Annotated in this window: 27 protein-coding genes; 14 read left to right on the top strand and 13 right to left on the bottom strand. The window is 60.4% G+C overall.

Going from position 1 to position 16,612, the window contains the following annotated elements; all coding sequences use genetic code 11:
• Positions 1-14 precede the first annotated feature (14 nt).
• The 13 genes from G3T16_RS18930 to G3T16_RS18870 all read right to left on the bottom strand — a co-directional run bounded on the left by G3T16_RS18930 (position 15) and on the right by G3T16_RS18870 (position 9,506).
• Positions 15-641, bottom strand: coding sequence for a hypothetical protein (locus G3T16_RS18930; RefSeq protein WP_163496595.1), 627 nt, complete (start codon positions 639-641; stop codon positions 15-17).
• Positions 641-1,318 carry a phage adaptor protein gene (locus G3T16_RS18925; protein WP_332102903.1) on the bottom strand — a complete coding sequence of 226 codons (678 nt, stop codon included), beginning with the start codon at positions 1,316-1,318 and terminating at the stop codon, positions 641-643. Before G3T16_RS18925 ends, G3T16_RS18930 begins: the two co-directional genes overlap by 1 nt.
• Positions 1,266-1,505, bottom strand: a complete 240-nt coding sequence (locus G3T16_RS18920) for a hypothetical protein (RefSeq protein ID WP_163496593.1) — start codon at positions 1,503-1,505, stop codon at positions 1,266-1,268. Before G3T16_RS18920 ends, G3T16_RS18925 begins: the two co-directional genes overlap by 53 nt.
• 60 nt (positions 1,506-1,565) lie before the next feature.
• The gene (locus tag G3T16_RS18915) at positions 1,566-2,723 is read right to left on the bottom strand and encodes a phage capsid family protein (protein WP_163496592.1); all 1,158 of its coding nucleotides are present in this window, start codon (positions 2,721-2,723) and stop codon (positions 1,566-1,568) included.
• A 283-nt stretch (positions 2,724-3,006) separates the two neighbouring features.
• Complete coding sequence (locus G3T16_RS18910) at positions 3,007-3,324, bottom strand: hypothetical protein (protein WP_163496591.1); 318 nt, start codon at positions 3,322-3,324, stop codon at positions 3,007-3,009.
• Positions 3,321-4,142, bottom strand: coding sequence for a hypothetical protein (locus G3T16_RS21350; protein WP_197911752.1), 822 nt, complete (start codon positions 4,140-4,142; stop codon positions 3,321-3,323). The genes G3T16_RS18910 and G3T16_RS21350 overlap by 4 nt, the downstream gene beginning before the upstream one ends.
• Before the next feature lie 10 nt (positions 4,143-4,152).
• Positions 4,153-6,303, bottom strand: coding sequence for a portal protein (locus G3T16_RS18900; RefSeq protein WP_163496590.1), 2,151 nt, complete (start codon positions 6,301-6,303; stop codon positions 4,153-4,155).
• A 2-nt stretch (positions 6,304-6,305) separates the two neighbouring features.
• Positions 6,306-6,641 (bottom strand): hypothetical protein, encoded by a 336-nt coding sequence (locus G3T16_RS18895; RefSeq protein ID WP_163496589.1) that lies wholly within the window; start codon positions 6,639-6,641, stop codon positions 6,306-6,308.
• Positions 6,638-6,829, bottom strand: coding sequence for a hypothetical protein (locus G3T16_RS18890; protein WP_163496588.1), 192 nt, complete (start codon positions 6,827-6,829; stop codon positions 6,638-6,640). The genes G3T16_RS18895 and G3T16_RS18890 overlap by 4 nt, the downstream gene beginning before the upstream one ends.
• An 11-nt stretch (positions 6,830-6,840) precedes the next feature.
• The gene (gene terL / locus G3T16_RS18885; RefSeq protein WP_163496587.1) at positions 6,841-8,508 is read right to left on the bottom strand and encodes a phage terminase large subunit; all 1,668 of its coding nucleotides are present in this window, start codon (positions 8,506-8,508) and stop codon (positions 6,841-6,843) included.
• Positions 8,505-8,690, bottom strand: coding sequence for a hypothetical protein (locus G3T16_RS18880; protein ID WP_163496586.1), 186 nt, complete (start codon positions 8,688-8,690; stop codon positions 8,505-8,507). Before G3T16_RS18880 ends, terL begins: the two co-directional genes overlap by 4 nt.
• A complete protein-coding gene (locus tag G3T16_RS18875; protein ID WP_163496585.1) occupies positions 8,687-8,971 on the bottom strand; it encodes a Gp49 family protein in 285 nt (94 codons plus the stop codon). Before G3T16_RS18875 ends, G3T16_RS18880 begins: the two co-directional genes overlap by 4 nt.
• Positions 8,964-9,506, bottom strand: coding sequence for a hypothetical protein (locus G3T16_RS18870; RefSeq protein ID WP_163496584.1), 543 nt, complete (start codon positions 9,504-9,506; stop codon positions 8,964-8,966). The genes G3T16_RS18875 and G3T16_RS18870 overlap by 8 nt, the downstream gene beginning before the upstream one ends.
• Positions 9,507-9,667: 161 nt before the next feature.
• Here G3T16_RS18870 and G3T16_RS23250 point away from each other — a divergent pair, with 161 nt between their 5' ends.
• The 14 genes from G3T16_RS23250 (at position 9,668) to G3T16_RS18805 (ending at position 16,583) form a co-directional block, all read left to right on the top strand.
• A complete protein-coding gene (locus tag G3T16_RS23250; protein ID WP_408610715.1) occupies positions 9,668-9,973 on the top strand; it encodes a Rap1a/Tai family immunity protein in 306 nt (101 codons plus the stop codon).
• A gap of 1,596 nt (positions 9,974-11,569) precedes the next feature.
• Entirely contained in the window at positions 11,570-11,821 is a 252-nt protein-coding gene (locus G3T16_RS18865; protein WP_163496583.1) for a hypothetical protein, read from the top strand.
• Positions 11,822-11,884: 63 nt separating this feature from the next.
• Positions 11,885-12,196, top strand: coding sequence for a hypothetical protein (locus G3T16_RS18860; RefSeq protein WP_163496582.1), 312 nt, complete (start codon positions 11,885-11,887; stop codon positions 12,194-12,196).
• 77 nt (positions 12,197-12,273) lie between these two features.
• Complete coding sequence (locus tag G3T16_RS18855; protein ID WP_163496581.1) at positions 12,274-12,660, top strand: hypothetical protein; 387 nt, start codon at positions 12,274-12,276, stop codon at positions 12,658-12,660.
• Positions 12,661-12,732: 72 nt separating this feature from the next.
• Positions 12,733-13,020, top strand: coding sequence for a hypothetical protein (locus tag G3T16_RS18850; RefSeq protein WP_163496580.1), 288 nt, complete (start codon positions 12,733-12,735; stop codon positions 13,018-13,020).
• Between the two features lie 72 nt (positions 13,021-13,092).
• On the top strand, positions 13,093-13,299 hold the full coding sequence (locus tag G3T16_RS18845; RefSeq protein WP_163496579.1) for a hypothetical protein: 207 nt from the start codon (positions 13,093-13,095) through the stop codon (positions 13,297-13,299).
• A 2-nt stretch (positions 13,300-13,301) separates the two neighbouring features.
• The gene (locus tag G3T16_RS18840; protein WP_163496578.1) at positions 13,302-13,487 is read left to right on the top strand and encodes a hypothetical protein; all 186 of its coding nucleotides are present in this window, start codon (positions 13,302-13,304) and stop codon (positions 13,485-13,487) included.
• 83 nt (positions 13,488-13,570) lie between these two features.
• Positions 13,571-14,305, top strand: a complete 735-nt coding sequence (locus G3T16_RS18835) for a hypothetical protein (protein ID WP_163496577.1) — start codon at positions 13,571-13,573, stop codon at positions 14,303-14,305.
• 235 nt (positions 14,306-14,540) lie between these two features.
• A complete protein-coding gene (locus G3T16_RS18830; protein ID WP_163496576.1) occupies positions 14,541-14,954 on the top strand; it encodes a hypothetical protein in 414 nt (137 codons plus the stop codon).
• The gene (locus G3T16_RS18825; protein WP_163496575.1) at positions 14,951-15,328 is read left to right on the top strand and encodes a hypothetical protein; all 378 of its coding nucleotides are present in this window, start codon (positions 14,951-14,953) and stop codon (positions 15,326-15,328) included. Before G3T16_RS18830 ends, G3T16_RS18825 begins: the two co-directional genes overlap by 4 nt.
• Positions 15,325-15,708, top strand: coding sequence for a hypothetical protein (locus tag G3T16_RS18820; RefSeq protein WP_163496574.1), 384 nt, complete (start codon positions 15,325-15,327; stop codon positions 15,706-15,708). The genes G3T16_RS18825 and G3T16_RS18820 overlap by 4 nt, the downstream gene beginning before the upstream one ends.
• Positions 15,708-15,947, top strand: a complete 240-nt coding sequence (locus G3T16_RS18815) for a hypothetical protein (protein ID WP_163496573.1) — start codon at positions 15,708-15,710, stop codon at positions 15,945-15,947. The genes G3T16_RS18820 and G3T16_RS18815 overlap by 1 nt, the downstream gene beginning before the upstream one ends.
• A gap of 5 nt (positions 15,948-15,952) precedes the next feature.
• Positions 15,953-16,273, top strand: coding sequence for a hypothetical protein (locus G3T16_RS18810; protein ID WP_163496572.1), 321 nt, complete (start codon positions 15,953-15,955; stop codon positions 16,271-16,273).
• Positions 16,274-16,283: 10 nt separating this feature from the next.
• On the top strand, positions 16,284-16,583 hold the full coding sequence (locus tag G3T16_RS18805; RefSeq protein ID WP_163496571.1) for a hypothetical protein: 300 nt from the start codon (positions 16,284-16,286) through the stop codon (positions 16,581-16,583).
• Positions 16,584-16,612 lie beyond the last annotated feature (29 nt).

Genomic DNA, 16,612 nt, shown 5'->3' with positions numbered 1-16,612 from the left:
ATAGCCGGTGGACATCAACCGGGACGTGTTCCCCGGCGGGCCAGATTCTTCGCTTTGCCGATCTCCTCGTAGAACATCTGAGTATACGTCGCCGCCTTGCGAGCGTCCGACCATTCCTTCCCCGGCTGTCCGAGCAGGTTCGAGAGCGCGCCGAACACCAGGCCGTCGCTAAACTCATCCAGGACCGACTCCTCTACCCCGGGGGCGCGGCGCGTCGGCTTAATAGCCGCACGGCCGAGGATGCTGACCGCCTGGCTCCCGGCTCGCAGCGCCGGGGCGACTATCAGGGTGTCCATCGAGTTGTCCGCCAACATGACGTAGCTCGGGAGGGCTGCCCTCTCTGCCCGCCAGTCGCGGTACTCAATAGCCAACAGGCGGGGGTTCGTCGTCTTCAACGGGTTCTGCCCGCCCGCGGTGACTTCCAGCGGCGCGACGAGGCGCGTGTATTCCGGCAGGTCATGGACCAGGACCTCGTAGTCCTCGCCGTACATCAGCTCGTCGATCGTGTGGATGTAGGCTTGCGATTCCTGGAAGAAGGCCTGTCCTGCGGCTTGGAGCGCCCGCACAATTGCCGGGCGAGGGCAGGCCATTACTACCGGCTGGATGTCGGGGAATAGCTCCGTGTATTGGGCCAAAGCCATCAGCTGCCTACCTCTGTAGTGTTCGGTGAAGTCTGTCCCAGGTTGGTCGCTTTTACGCCCATACCGCCTGCGAAGCGCGTGAACGCCTCCGTGCTACGGCGCTCGTTACCCTGGGCTTTGCTGTGCTTCCCATAGGCCCGGAACAAGAGGTAGTCCACGATCGTGGGTAGGTACGTCTCCGGGAGAGGTATCTCGCTCTCATCAGTAGTCACCTCGTCTGGGTATACCGCTGCGGTGATCCGCAGCTCGGTGCCAGCGATCACAGGCGGGTACACGTAGAAGATGCGTGGTGTATTCTCGTCGTAGCAGTAATGGTATAGCGTCGCGGATTCCTCACCGCCTTCCCATCCCATATCTTCAGCGTCCAGGTGGTTCTTGGCGACCCGGGTCACCGCGCTGCCCGGTACGTCTAAGAGGCGGTAGTGTGCGGCGGCGAGCGTTTGCTCGGCTCCAGCCACCAGTGGTGCCGCCACGACGGCGCTGAAAGCCTGGGGCTTCATCTCCATCATGGCGTGCAGGCCATCATTGACCCAACGAATAAGTTCCGGGTCAGTCCATCGGGTCCCGCGACGTCTTGGACGATGTCGCGGACACGTGAAAAAACAGCTGACGCCGGAAAAGGCATTACTTGATCTCGATGTCGACTTCTTGTTTAGCGGCTGCGCCTTGTGCGGCATAAACCAGCTTCGCATTCAGTGTCCGTGGTACCCCTGCTTTGAGACAGAATACGCCCAAGGAGTCTGTCACGACCCGGAGGTCCGCTTTACAGGTCACCGTGCGTGCGCGGTCTTTATCAACAACGGGGGTGGATGTTTCTTTGGGGGCAGCCGCGTCAGGGGCTGCTGCAGGTTTCTCTTGAGCCATTTCGGTCTCCATTCGGTTAGGATGAAGAGACCCCGCCCGAAGGCGGGGCCGCTACCACTATCACTGCGCGGTGTCGATACAGAGGATGCTGAAATCCTGATCAGAGCCGTTCACGGGGCTGTGGAAGTCCGGCTTCAGGAAGCCGAAGATCTTGCCTACCGAGATACCGCCCTTGTTCTTGTAGTCGAACCACTCTTCGTTCCAGTCAGGAGCGCCGAGGTCGCAGAAGCCCAGGGCCTGCGCCCCACACATCAGCATCCGCTGGCCTACCACGTCCGCGTCCGCACCCCACTTGTAGCCGGCAGCGCCCGCATTCGCCGAAGAACCAGTGGTAGCGCCGCGGGTGTTATACACGTGGCGGTACTCGTGGATGATGAGGCCATCAGCCATCACTGAGGTGGTGCCGGCAAACAGCGGGTTCTTCTCGCCGCGCTGGAAGGCGTGGCGGACGTTCGCGATGTAGTCGGGGTCCAGCTTCAGTTTGGACATGGCAGTGGGGGTCACGAAGCAGTGGTACATCTCCTGCCCGTTCGGCCCGCGGATACCCTTGATATACTGCTCTTTGGCATAGGCCTTCGACAGCACCATCATGCGGTATGTGGGGGTGTCGCCGGCAACCACTGCGGTGATGTCGCCATCAGCCAGATCACCCTCTGCACCTGCAGTAGAGTCCCAGCGCAGGTGACGTGCGGAGGTCGGTGCAGTAACGTCGGACGCGAAGGCCAGATCTGAAAGGTTCAGGTTAGTGGCGCGCACAGTCCGCAAAGAGCCGTTGTTCTTCTGGGTGTATGGGATACCCGACATAGTCAGGAACGCCATCTGGTCCAGGCGGTCACCCAGCCAGTAGCCCAGGACATTTTTCGAGGTCTTGCGGAAGTTCACGATGGACTTCTGCTCAGACATCTTGCCCTTGGAACGGTTGGCGTGGCGCAGCATGTCGATGGTGATGACTCGGTCGTATGCCTTGATCGCCTCCTCGTTGCCTTCCAGGTCCGCATCGCCCACGACGCCGTCTTCTTCCAGATCGGGGATCAGCGTGATAACAGCCTGGTCGCCGCGCTCGGTTTTAGTCAGCTCGGTGATGCGTTGGATCATAGCATTCTCGTCGTTGCCGACGAAATTGAACATGAAGGAGTTGTTGCGTGCGATTTTCCAGACGTCGCGTGACCACACTTTTTTTCGTTCAGTGGTCAGCTCGGTAAAATTAGTATCAGCCATTGTGGCCTACCTCACTTGTTGACGATTCGATAACTACTTGCGGCAGCACTCTCGGGGCTTACCTTGAACCGTCCCATCTGTCGTGTGGGCCGCCGATCTCAGCCATGCCCCGGCCGGAGGGGTCCTCACTAACGCAGAGGTTGTCTCGATCTCAGTTGTTTAGGCTCCAACCGGAAGAGCACGATATAGGTATCACCTATATTAAGGCATAGCTCATTGTATCTGCTAAAGAAAAAACGCCCGCCCCAAAGAACTTAGGGCGAGCGGTCCCACCGCTCCATTCCTATAGGAGGTCGTCGCCCCGCAATTTTGCGAGGGTCGATTCGGGCAAAGCGTCGAACTCTTCCTCCGTGAGTGTGTCCAGTTTCAGCGTACCTGCATCCTCCTGCGCATTGGGCTTACCTCCAGCGCGTGTGGGCTGGGCTGCAGCTGCGGCCGCGTTCGCTTTCCGCTGGCTCACCGTTTTTTCGGCGGCTTTGGTCGCTGCAGTGGCGGCCGCTGTAGCAGCTGCTGTGTCTGTAGCGGCAGCGCTCTCCTCCTCGGCCCCTTTGATCAGCTCCGGCCGCTCCAGGCGGATGGTGCGGTCAACTGCCCGGGTCAATGCCTCCGTCTGGGAGTACCCCGCTGGAGGTAGCTGTCCCGCAGGATCATGGCCTCAGTCGCCAGCTCATTGTCGAACTCCGCGCTGTCGGGGTTGAACACTGGGTAGTCCGCCTCAACCTGGTCGACCGCAGCGGCGTATTGCTCCGCCACAGTTCGCGCGCCTACTTCGCCAACAGCAGTTGCCACTGCCTGCTCGCTGCGGGCCTCAATCTCTGCCCGGGTCTGCGCCCTCCCCGCCCGGACCCCTTGCTGGACGGCCTTCTGCATCTCCTGGACCAGGATGGCTGCAGCCTCGCTGTTCTTGCCGTCCAGGTTCATGTCCATCGCGCGGGTGATCGCATCAGTGTCGATAGTCACATCGACATCAGTGTCGTCCTCAGTCGCTGCCGTTACCTTGCCGGCGGCCTCCAGTGCGGCGAGCCTTTCCTCGGCGGCAACCCGTTTCGCAATCTCCCTGTCCAGGCGTCCCTTCGGGATGCCTCTCTCGGGCTGCGGCTCGGGTTCCGGCTCCGGCTCCGGCTCCGGCTCCGGCTCCGGCTCCGGCTCCCCTTCGGGGTCTGCCTCGGGGTCTGCCTCGGGGTCTGCCTCGGGGTCTGCCTCGGGGTCTGCCTCGGCCTCCGGCTCGGGGTCTGCCTCCGGCTCCGGCTCCGGCTCAGGGCCACCCTCCTCCTCAAGGTCATCCTCAAGATCGCCAGGGGCGCCGCCCTCGCCCATCTCCTCTGCGTAGATAGCCGCCTCCTCGGGGGTCAGCTCCTCCTCAATGGTGCTCGCGCCGAAGTAGGGGTTATCGCCCAGGTCATCGTTCATGGTACCCATGGTGGTTCCTCTATCGTTGTGGTCTTACGGGGGTGCGGGGCGCGAGCGCCGCCGCGGTGGTTTGCTCAAGCTGCTTGGCTTTCGCCTGCATCAAGACTTTTTCGAGCTGGTTGCGCGCGTTGGTCAGGGCCAGTTCTTTGCGGACCTCGAAGCCTTCGCGCTCTTTCTGGATGTCCGCTTCCAGCTCGACCATCTGTAGCTCCAGCTCGACCGGGATCGCCCCGCTCTCTGCCAGCAGCTTCTGCGCTTCGGCGCGGACCTTCATGGCCTCGCCTTCCAGCTTCGCCAGATTCAGCTGCATGGTCATCAGTTCCATCTGCTGGATCTGCTGCTGGAGTGCCAGTTCTTCTTCGGTCGGCTCGCCGCGACCAGTCATAGCGCGCACTTCCTCAGCCAGGGCGTGCTTGTCTGCCAGGTTCGAGTATTCGATGATCCGGTCGGGCGGGATCGGGATACCGATCTCCACGAGACTCATTGCCTCGGCAAACTGGCTATCGTTGAAGGTGTCGCGGCTCGGCTGGCTCGACACCACCACCTCGTACTTGCCGACGGTGATATCGTTGATAATGTGTCCCTCCGGCGAGGGCGTGTTGATCTCCACCTCCTCGACCTCCGACTCGCCGGGCTTGGGCATCGGCCGCGTGATCTTCATCAGCCGAGGTTCGGTGTAGAACTGCTGCAGTAGCTCCAGCAATTTTCTGGCGACCAGCTTGCGGGTGCGCGCCAGGTTCTCCATCGGGACCTGGATCTGGATCTGCGCGCGCTTCTCCTTGGACGCCAGCGCTACGCCCGACACCTCGGCCGACTCAAGCCCCAGCATCCCGTCGTTGATGCCTGAGATCTGGCGGATGTTGTTGTGGGCCTTCTGGCTTATACGGTCAATCCCGGACGGTACCGTGTTGGGTTTGATCTTCTCCGGGCTCTCGCGGCCAGCGTTCTTCTCGATGACCAGTCCGGTCTCCGCGCCTTTGCTCGCCAGCTCCTCTGCCGTCATATTCGACAGGGACCCAACCTCCGTGATCCAGCCGCTGTTGGCGGTGGAGTTCACGATGTGCAGCTCCTGGCTGGACAACTTGTTCAGGTTCTCCTGGGGGCTGATGAGGTTCGTCACCGCGCTCATGGTCCGGCCGCGACGGAAGAACGCGAAATACGGGATGATCGTGAAGGTGTTGTAAGGTGACCAATCATCGTGCAGCAGGACCTTGTCCACCGACACGCGCCACCGGATACGTCTCTCCTGTTTCTGGTGCAGGAACAGCTTGGTCTTGGATGCGAACGCGCGCCGCTGTTCCCGGTTCCAGCCCGGAGGCGCCTTCTTGCTGTCGCCCGTTGCCGGGTCTACGAAGTAGTACACCAACGTGTTCTGGTAGAACTGGCGCTCGATTACTCGGACAGAGCGGACCTGGCGGTTCGCAGCTTTGGTGCCCCACCACTCCGCGTGACTGTTGGCCGCTGCGTCATCGTCAGAAAAGGAAGTCTCGTATCGAAACGAGTCCTCACCTCGGGTGCGTTCGTTGCGGGCAATGTGCTCGACCTTGTTCCGCTGCTCCTTGCCGTACTCAAGCTCGACCTCGTCCAGCGACCACCAGCGGGTCTTGGTGACCTCCTGCCAGGTCGCCGGGTCGTAGTCCTTTCCATAGGGGTCTGGAATCACATCCTTCGGGTCTTCGACCGTGATGGTGGCGCTACCCTGCAGGTTCTCGTCGAACTCCATGCGGATGTCGTAGTATCCGCGCTCTTCGATGATCCCGTCTGCAAACGCCTCCGACTCCTTACTGTCAAAGTCATTCTCGTACAGGATCTGCATGATGACTTTGCTGATGACCGTGGCCACTTCCTCGCTGCCATCCTTCGCCGGCTTGAAGCGTAGGTCGGCGCGGCGGGTGATCTGCTCCCCCAGGATCGCGTTGATCGTCGGGAAGACCTGGTTGATCGTGAGCGCAGGTTTGCCCTGCTTGTCCAGCTTCGCCTTGTCGGCCGGGTCCCACTGCTCGCCGCGGTAGAAGTCGTCCTGCTTGCGCGCCCGGGCCATGTACTTCTCATGGCCTAGATCCTTCGCGCGCACATACCGGTCCCATTCCTCCAGCGCGCTCTGTTCCTCCCGCTGAATTTTGGGAACCGTGGCCTCAGCCCTGTCTTCCGGTACGCCGCGTTCTGTCATTTTCAAGTCTCGAATATGAGGGTGATCAGGTCGTCCGCCAGCTCATTGCAGTCGCTGGGGTCGGAGATATTCAGCTCTTGCGAGCGGTCGTACATGCGCATGGCGATATTGGCTACGTAGCTATGTCGGAGGTCTGGGTCCTGGGCCAACCCTTCCTGCATCACTGCCCGGGCCTCACCGAAAGGCGTCAAGACCGTGGTCGGGGGTGCCTCACCGGTAGCGAACCATGGCTGGTCCCCATCCTCTCCCGCGGCAACCAACTCCGCCCTGCTGCGATGCTGGTAGGTCCCTTCGGACAGGCTCCGCAGCCAGCGGACCAACGTCCCGCCCAGGCTCATGAGTTGTCCTCCTTGTCGTCCTGGCCCTGCAGCCGATCCACCTCAGCCTGGTTGGTCGTGGTTGACAGGATCAGAGCCACCAGCTTCTCCAGGGACTCCACGACGAAGCGCCCTTTCTCAGTGGCCACCAGGTAGCCGTTGCTGGCCGTCTCCACTGTCAACCGCGTGCCTGTTTTGTAGTAGTTCATACCGTTCTCCTTTATGCGCTCATGGCGCTTTTTGCGGTGGTGTCGTTCACCTTGAACTTCGCTAATTTGTCCCGCCAGCTGGGCTTCTTCTTTTTGATCAGCGTGGCCGGCGCCATGACCATCAGCATCATCCCAATCCAGGCAATGAAATCGACCTGGTCATCGTTGACCCCGGTAGGGAAGCGCAACAGCTCGTTGACGAAGGCATCGGTCCACGGCGCGTTGTAGGGGATATGGACCTTGCCACTCTCGAACATGCCCTGGATGGCGCGTGCCCGGGCCACCTTGTCCTGCTTGCCTGGTTTCAGCTCGTGGTAATAGAAGTCCCACAGCTTTCGCTCTTTTTTCATCTCCTCCAGGAACGGGCCGATCGACATCTCAATCATCCCCTTCTCGATCCCGTACATGTTGCAGCGCCACTTCACGTGCAGGTCCAGGATCTTGGTGCAGAGGTCCTTGGCGCCCCAGTGCCCGCGCCACACGTCCCGCACCCAGAGGCGGCTATGCTGGTCAACCGACACGACGCCGCCGACACTGAAGTCGTTCTCTTGCCGCTGGCCGATGGCCAAGTCCCAGGCGCTGTACTCGACCATGGTGTCGGCCGGCGGCAGGGAGACCGGGTCGTCGTAGTCGTACCAGACGATGTTGTCCCGGTTGAAGTACGCGCCCTCCTCGGGCACCGGGTCCTGCTGGTAGAGCGCTGCCCAATCTCGCGGGCCGATCATCTTCTGGATGCGGCGCAGGGCCTTGGTGTCGTACCGGGCCGGGTGCAGCGCCATACCCTTCTTGCGGTACGGTTCGTCCTCTTTCGCCTCAGCGGGGTAGTTCACGATCTCCCACTGGTCTGCGCCCTCGCCCATGGCCGTTATCAGCCGGCCGGCGAGGTCGTCATCGTGCCAGCGCGTCAAGATCACCAGGACGCCGCCGCCGGGCGCCAGGCGGGTGTAGGCGGTCGAGGTGTACCAGTTCCAGGTGTTCTCGCGCGACGCCTCACTCTCGGCGTCCTCCCGGTTTTTGACCGGGTCGTCGATCACCAGGACATGTGCCCCTTTACCTGTGATCGCACCCCCGACGCCGGCGGACGTATACCCACCCCCTTCGGTCGTGGTCCACGCCTCCGCGCCCTGGCTGTCGTGGCTCAGGCGCGTCTCAAAGAGCACGTGGTATGCCGGGTCCCGCAGGATCTCCCGGTTGATCCGGCTAAAGCCCATCGACAGCGAACCCGAGTAGGACGTCGCCATGACCTCGTGCTTGGGGAACTTGCCCAGGTGCCACGCCGGGAACTTCTTGCTGGTCAGCTCACTTTTACCGTGCCGGGGCGGCATGGTCAGGAGCAGCCGCGGTGACAGGCGGTCCGCCACGTCCTCGCTGAACTGCTCCAACCTCCGGCAAATGTCCTTATGCACCCAACCCGGGTCATACTCAGGGCTGAACCGCATCACGAACGGCAGGAAGTTCTGTTGGCACAGGGCGCGTCGGGCCAGCTCCCGGCGGGCCAGCTCGGCCGGCCGGTCCTGCAGCGCCTGCCGCTCGGCCTCCTCCTGCTCCCTGAGCCGCTTGCCGAAGGCCAACCGATCCTTCCGGTCACGCCGGATCTCTTTCAGGACTTCCGGGTCGTTATCCCGCCGCTCCAGCTCCTCAGCAGAGAGTAGACCGAGCTTGGCAGCAGCCTCTGTCACGCGCTAACGAGGATCTTCAACAGTGCAGCGACGCCGCAGCCGGCCAGCAAAAGCACCGGATACAGCACCGCGTTGCTCATGAAGGCGCCATCAGCGTAGCGGTCTACGACCAGCATCAGCTTGTCATCGTAGTAGTCGTGTAGGTAACGCCCGAGGCGCTCTGGATCGCGGCGGTCGCTCACGACTGCAGTTTCTCGCGCAGCGCGTAGCCCATCAGGGGCCACATCTCGTTCTCCGTGTTCTCGATGGCGACCTTCTCCCCCTTCGCAGCGTTGTCGTTCTCGGCCGATACGGCGCAGGAGGGCCGGCCAGTGACCGCGAAGCCGTTCTGGGCCTCGATCACTGCCCAGCGGAGGATCTGCCCCGACTTCGACACGTGCTTCACGATCTCCACGTTGACCATGTTCGCCCGCACATCGGCCAGTGACACGCTCGGCGCGGTTCCTAGTGCTTCATCAGTCATCTACTAGCTCCCATTGGGGTTCAGCGCTCGGCTCGTCCCCGTCCTGTGTCCCTGAACCTGTGTCGTCGTCATCTGCCACGGGGTCCAGGCTATTCAGCCCGTCCATATCGGCAAGGCGCATCAACGCCACCTCGTCCATACGTTCGAGCGCTTTGGTTGTTTTCGGGGGTGTGATGTCGCGGCCTTCGGCCTCTTTCGTCTCCTGCTCACGCACGATGACCTGCACCGGGGCGAACCCGCCCAGCATGTGGAGCTTCGCGAGGCTGTCGGTCGCTTTGATCTCTTCGGTCGCGTTGAAGGCTTTGCGGTGCGCCTCCAGGTACATGCTCGTCGCCACGTCGATATCGAAGCGGATGCCCTGGATCATCTGGTTGCGGAAATACTCCCGCAGCTTGTCCATGCCTGGCCGGCCCAGCAGCTCTTTTCCCCTGGTCGGGGACATGCCGGCCGCTTTCGCTGACGCGCTCAGGGAGACCCCACGGATGTGGTTCAGGAAGAAGGTCTCCTCCTGGACGGTCAGGGCCTCAATATTCAAATACGCATAGATCCCACGGACTTGGGCGTACTCGGGGTCTGTGAAGGTGGCGGGCTCAGTCATGGCCCCGATTATAATATAGGTAATACCTATACTCCTATCGCTTTGGCAGCCACCAGCGAAACAAGGTATAGTGCAGAAAATCCAAGGAGTTACCCTCTATGCGCGCTGCCCTTTTTGCCTTGTTTCTGGTCCTTTGCCCTTTGTCCTTTGGAGCACCTACTACCGGCGAGTTCGTACAGTTAATAAAATCCGAGCCTTCCATTGACGTGGATAGCTTTAGCTACGGGTATGTTATGGGTGCTGCTTTCGGTTCGCGGAATACGTTCTGGTGCTCCGAAACATTTGACCTGACTGAGCTGTCAGCGTTAGTACGTTCTCGGATCTCCCTCCACCCAGACCTCCTCCCCCTACCTCATAGCGAGGGAGTCCTGAACCTGCTCCAGCGTGAATTCCCCTGTGAATAGGGGCTCTGCTGCCCTCTGTGCCCTGCTCCTGGTCACGTGTCCTTTGTCCTTTGGTGAAGAACTCACTACAAAGGAATTCGTCGAGTTCCTCCAGTACGACAACGACCCCGCCAACCCAGGCTTTATGTCCGGGTTTATCCAGGGGTGATCGCCGCCACTGCCGGCGTTCGTTGGTGTGCCTCGGCAGACGCTGGTGTTACAGGCGACTCCCTGGAGGAAGAGATCCGGTACGCACTGCCCAGGCTCGACCCCGAGGGCAAATACTCCCCAGAAGAAGCCATTGCTGGCTACCTCGCGATAAGGCACCCCTGCGAATAATTTTTTAGCGCAGAATTTTTTGCAGGGGACAAATGTCAGTGGACAGGTGCCTGTGTCGTTATACGGGTCCCCGCGTCGCAGGTCCCCTGTCCCCCGACAAGCGTCCACTCTCAAGCGACTTCCGAAAGCCGCAGGGACCCCCGACAAAGTTCCCCGCACATCGCGCCCAGTAGCAAGCCAACGCACGCTGTCAGGCGTCCTGTGGCACAGGTCACAGGTCACGTGCCACAGGCAGCCACCCCCTACCGGGATTCGGGTCAGCAGCCCTCCGTCCACGCCAGGTGGCCTGTGTCCTGGGTCAGGTGCCCTGTGCCAGGTGAGGCATCACAAGGCATGGGGGTGTTGTGTTGTGGGTAATGTCGCTTGTCAACAGGCATACGTCGCGTGTCCTTGGTCCTTGTTAGAGGGACATACAGGGACAGAAAGGGTCGGGTGAAAAAGGTTGTGAATATTACCTTTTGGCCCTTGGCTCGGTTGCAGTGACCTTTGACCTGTGTGCAAGTTTGGGGGACGGGGGACAGAGGGCGTCACAAACGGGCAAAGGTGTTACATGTGTTACGTTTGTTTTTCTGAAACGTCAACAGCTGGAGGGCACGCGGTTGCTGGGTTTACAGGATATAACAGTGTTTTGTTGACATGTTGACGTTAAAGGTCAGAAAGCACAGAATCCAACACTTTTAAAATCGAGTGTCTCATTTACCAGTTAACCGGCAGAAACGTCAACAACGTCAACACTGCCAAAAACCACCCCTCCAGCCCAGTGTACATGCGGGTCTACGGTGTTACGTTTGCTCAAAAAAAACGTCAACAAAACGTCAACAACGTCAACAGTCCCTCGGCCCTCGACAATTAACACTTGACAACCGTCAATTGACCCCTAATGGGGGTATTGTCTCGTGAGCAATTTCGCTCACCGGGAGACCCCTCCGTGGGCGTCAGTATCGCATCCAACCGTCAACCGACCTCCGACAAAGGACAACTGACATGCGGCACAACACCTCCGCGAGCATGCGCACCCTCAAGGGGATGTCATGGATCGCAAACCGGCAACAATGGCAGACCTACATCAGCTCAGGGGGCAAGCGCCATCACCTTGGTATGTATAGCGATTGGTGGGAAGCGGTGTGCGCCCGGAAGAGGGGAGAGAACCGGTTCCGACAAACACCTCGTACTCAAACCCTGACACACCCTAGATACAGTGTAGGGCAAAGGACACAGGGCAAGTGTCAACCTCCCCGGGAACGGCCTCGTGCCGCCACAGGCCACAGGAGTATCCTCATGAACATAAAAACAGTCTGCCACTATACCGGCTTCCACCGCCACATACAGGTGGTCACCTCCTACAGCCACAAGGGGGGCGGCTCCACCTCCATGCAGACCTACGACAGGGTAGGTAGAGACGGCATGGCCCTGCGCAGCCACACCCTCTTCACCACTGAGGAGGAGGCTATCCAGCACTTCAACACGGTACGCACCACCCTGATTCTTCAAGACCAGGAAGAACAGTGGGGTTTCCAGGCCGCAGCGTAACCTCAGCCCTCCGATAATGGGGGTATTGCCTCGTGAGCAATTCCGCTCATCAAGGAGCACATCATGGGCTTAGACATAGCATTCCACCGCATACTGGCCACCAAAGCTGGCATCTCCACCAAAGACATCCCAAACGGTGACCCCAGCGACATCGAAGTGGCCCGGGAACAGGTAGCGCAGGGGGAAGCAAGCCCGGGCTACCTACACTGGCTGCAGCGGACAGCGACCTGTGTGCAAGTCCCCGGCATGGACTGGTGGGTCGAAGACAATGGCTCACCCGAGAACTTCGTCATCCGCGCCAACCGATGGGGCTACACCTACGCTCCACTCACCGCGTGGCTCAAGGAGCACAGCATCCCTTGGATTGAGTTCTAACACCAACCCCCCAACACCAACCCCTCAGCAATGGGGGTGTTATCTTGTGCAGAATTCCCTGCGAGAAGGAACACACCATGCGCGTCATCCTACCAGTCACTGGCCCATACACCGCCAAGGACCAGATCAAATCCGACCAAGCGACCAAGTTCATAGGTCAGGGGTCATCTCGCTCCTCCACCGAGAAATACCGCAAGGCATGGGGAGAGCGAGCCAACTGCGGCGACTACACCGACAGGGATGTGGTCTTCATATCCGTCGAGGGCAACCGGGGCGGCCGCAAAGAGCCTGACTTCGAGGAGATTAAGCGAGCAATTGCCGCCAACGCCTCCTTCATCACTGACAGCCTGCTCAACCGTTCACGCCCCTACAACATCGGCGAGCGGCAAGTGGCCCAGTACCTCGATCTGATGTCGTACACGGAGACTGCGCCCGGCTTCTGGCAACCGTCAACGACCGAGTAACCTCAGCCCTCCAATAATGGGGGTGTTATCCCATGCACAGGGCAACCGTCCCTGAACATAGGAGCACAACCCATGATCACATTCCTGAACTTCAACTGCGTCCTCCGTCAAGCGGCCTATAACAACGGTCGCGCGGCCCTCCAGCTGGTAGACGCCAGCGACGGCTCTCCGATCGCCACAGCATCGGTGAACATCCCCGAGGTGCGCTGCCCGCACGAGCACACGTGGATCAAAACGTGGAGCGAGAACACTGGCATCCTCGAAGCCCTCACTGCGGCCGGCGTGGTCAAGGACACAGGGAAAAGGGCCAGCGTCAACCAGTTCGGGAGCGTTGCCGCGCTGGTCCGCATCACCCCCTAACCACACACCCTCCAGCAATGGGGGGTGTTGGCTCGTGAACAGGCATCCCGCCTGTAAACGAAGGAGCAACACATGTCATACGAAATGGACGAGATCATGCAGGAGATCTTCGGCGAGGACACCTACTCAGAGCCCGCGTGCGTCTCTCTACTGAACGCTGGCAGTAGCCGGTGCCAACAGCCCGAGGCAGATCCACGCGGCGACAGCCTGCTGCTGGAGTACGCCTCGGACGGCCACAGCGCTGGCCTTCACTCAACCTGTCACTGGATGGAGATGTAACCATGGGTGGTAACCACTTTCACGTAAACGCCGCCAACCAGATCACCACACACGGCACCTGTTTCGTGCCCGGTGAGACGACAGCGCACGACATCGCCGCGGTCATCAAGATCGTCGGTGAGCCACTGGCCCTTGAACAAGACAACGGCCACTGGTACCTGACCAAGGCCAAGCAACAAGCGGCCTGACCCCTACCCCTCAGAAATGGGGGTGCTATCCCGTGAGCAATTACGCTCAACAACCAACCGCACAGCGGTAAAGGAGATCCACCATGAACGCAGCAACTCAAGCAGTAAACAACTTCAGCGAAATCGACACGCTGGTCTACCCCCCACAGCCGAGCCCGCAAGAAGCCAAAGCAGCCACGCACGACATCGAGATCGTGGAAACCGAAGCCCTGCGCTTCATGGTCTCCAAGGCCTTCGAGACCATGTCCGGGTGGGCCAACCTCGACGAAGTTCAACGGGCAGTGGTCGATTCTTATCTGGCAGGCATCCCGCTGGATGAGATCGTCATCAACTTGTGCCCCGCGGCCAAGCCGACGCTGTGCCAGCCGCACCTCAAGGCGATCCTGAAGCAATGCACACGCAACGTGTGGTACACCGCTCGCCGCTGCCAGCTCGACCAGCACAATCTGGTGGCACGGAGCACAGGCGCCAGCCGCGGGGTCGACGGCCTTGAGCTGTCCGTGGCCGACTGGGCTGCGCAGCAGGACATGCCGTGGGACGACGAGACGCCCTCGTTCGCCGAGCAGCTGGAGGAGCTGGACAAGCTGCACAACGTGTTCAGCATCCTGTTCTACCACGCGCAGGTCGCGGAGAGCGGCACCAACCGCCCCTTCCCGCTGCCGTTGTACTCGCAGCAGGTGTCGCCCACCGTGTGGGTCGAGGCGTTCAGCTTCGAGGAGGCCGCCAGCCTGATGGAGAAGGACGAGGCTCGTAAGCAGGAGCAGAAAGCCGAGGGTAGCGCCTCGATCCTCGCAGCCCTGCGCGGTCGCCGCAGCTAGCAACACTGCCCCCTCACGGGGGGCTTTTTCTCGTTTCCACTCCGCCCCGGCCCGGCGCCAGGAGCGGCAGCCGGCCAGGCCCCAGCGCCAGGGCGGCTACGCCACCCCCGGGCCAGGGCACATCTCTGGACGGAGCCTCAAACAGAAATATAGGTATTACCTATTGACGCGGTATAGGTGTTACCTATATCGTCACTTCCTCGCTGATGCAGCGGGGCACTTACAGGAGCAAGTGATGGACATCGTACAAATGCACGCCGACAACTGGCCCGCGTCAAAGGTCGCAGGACACGCGCTCACGCTCCTGAAAAAACAAGGCACTCGCGCGATGAACGCAAACGGCAGCGGTTGCGTCTACTCCTCCCTCGACCACCCGAACCGCTGTGCCGTCGGTCTGCTGCTCCCCGACTACGCATTGATGGCTATCCACAAGAAAGAGCTGCACTGGTCCGTCGGTAATTTAGCTGACAGGTTGAGCGAATACCACTTGCTACCCAAAGTGACAAACTCGCTCAAACACTACCTCCCCATACTCAAAGCCCTCCAGCGTTTTCACGACAACAACACCAGGGCCATCAAACAACTGACCACTGACACAGGATTCAGTGAAGAGGACCTGCGTCAACTGTACGAGGAGACCCGCTCGTGAACGAGAACGCGAAAATGTGGGCCAAAGAGCTGCCCAACTTCAAACAAGGGAGAAATACGCTGGGCTCCGAGAAGGACGGCCTGTGCTGCTTGGGCGTGGCCTGTGTGCTTTACGAGCGCGAGACAGGCAACCGCCTCCCCCGAAGACCCGGCGAATCCGGCAAATTCGGTGACGACAAACTCGCCGGCCCCTTCCGCGTCGTGCAGGCGTGGTTGGGCCTCAAGGGCGCTTCCGGACGCTACTACTTCGGGGCCGAGAACGGGCGAGACCGGACAAGCCTCGCGCTACGGAACGACTCTGGCATGACCTTCACCGAAATCCAGAAGATCATCCTGTCCGAGCCCGAAGGGTTGTTCATGGAGGACGCAGCGTGACAACCCACAGACGCAAGATGGAGAGAATCTGGTGCGAAGAGGTCGCTGAAACCTTGCGTGAGTGGGCGGACAGCGACACCGGCCCTGAGTGTGTCTTCCTATGGGGAAGAAACATTTGGGGGATATGCCACCACCTGCAGCACCGCTTCGGCCCAGACAGCAGCACGGTAGTAACGGCCCTGATGCACCATTGGCCCCTCTACAGCGGCAACCCCGACTTCCCTGCCCCGCACCCGCGAGCCGATGCTGGCGTCGCCTTCCACTACAACGGCATCGACAAATGGCAAGAGACCTACGGCGAGAACCGCAGAGACCTGTGTGAGTTCTTGGCCGCCATGCTCGATGAGTGGGTCGCCTACTCAAGGAAAAGGAAAGCATAATGACAAACGAAAACATATTCATGCCCCGACAGCACGCCCGCGGCAAACGCAGCGGCACCTTGCCGACCGGAAGCCACGCGCCGAAGCCCTGGCGTCCATTCAAGCAGCACCAGGGACTGAGCCTGAAAGAGCGTAAGGCGCAGCGCAGCGAGGCCAAGGCGAAGCACCGCAACAAGCCCACGGCTCCGGCGAGTGAAGGCTTCTTCGCCTGGCTGATGAGGAATAGGAAAGCGGTGTGAAACGGATGTGGATCAACCAGCCTTCGTCCTTGCAGGACCACCACGACCTGCACGGGACGCTGGTGCTAGCCGCACAGCCCCCGGCGGGTGGGCAACACGCGCAGATCTGGTTTACCGAAGGCGACGTCATCTCCATGGTCGTAAAAACCAATGTGTTGTCACTCGGATGGCCCGAGCACCTGCGAAAAGGTAGCGCGAAAAGTGAGCCGGCAGCGTGGCGCACCGAAGACTATCTGACCGACCGATCAGCCACTACATACGACCGAGAAGTTGCAAAAAGGTGGGTAGCCAAAGGTTGGCCTGTTGAGGCGCTCTGGACGAAGTAGGGTTAACACGATGAAAAAAGACATTGAAGCACAATTGCGTGGGACGGCAGAGATGCTGGAAGCTGCCTACCACCGAGACGGCGGAGAAATACCAGACGATCTCGAACTTGGCGCTCTAATTTGGCTCATGAACAAGGGCGACGAAGAAATCAAGCGACTCAAGACCCGTGTCACGGAGCTGGAGTCACTACTCCGCACGAAGACATACGCCGAGGAAGCAGAAGACGTAGCGCGCTGGCTGGACGACCACTGCCTGATGGAAGAGGCCGAGAAGGTGCGGGCCATTTATGAGGCATCCCACGGTGTATAGCCCCTTCGTAATGTTCGCCGGACTCGTAG

The organism is Kineobactrum salinum (genome assembly GCF_010669285.1).
GTDB classification, from domain to species: domain Bacteria; phylum Pseudomonadota; class Gammaproteobacteria; order Pseudomonadales; family Halieaceae; genus Kineobactrum; species Kineobactrum salinum.
Note: the sequence above shows the minus strand (reverse complement) of the source record. Positions and strands in the feature narration are given on the sequence as shown.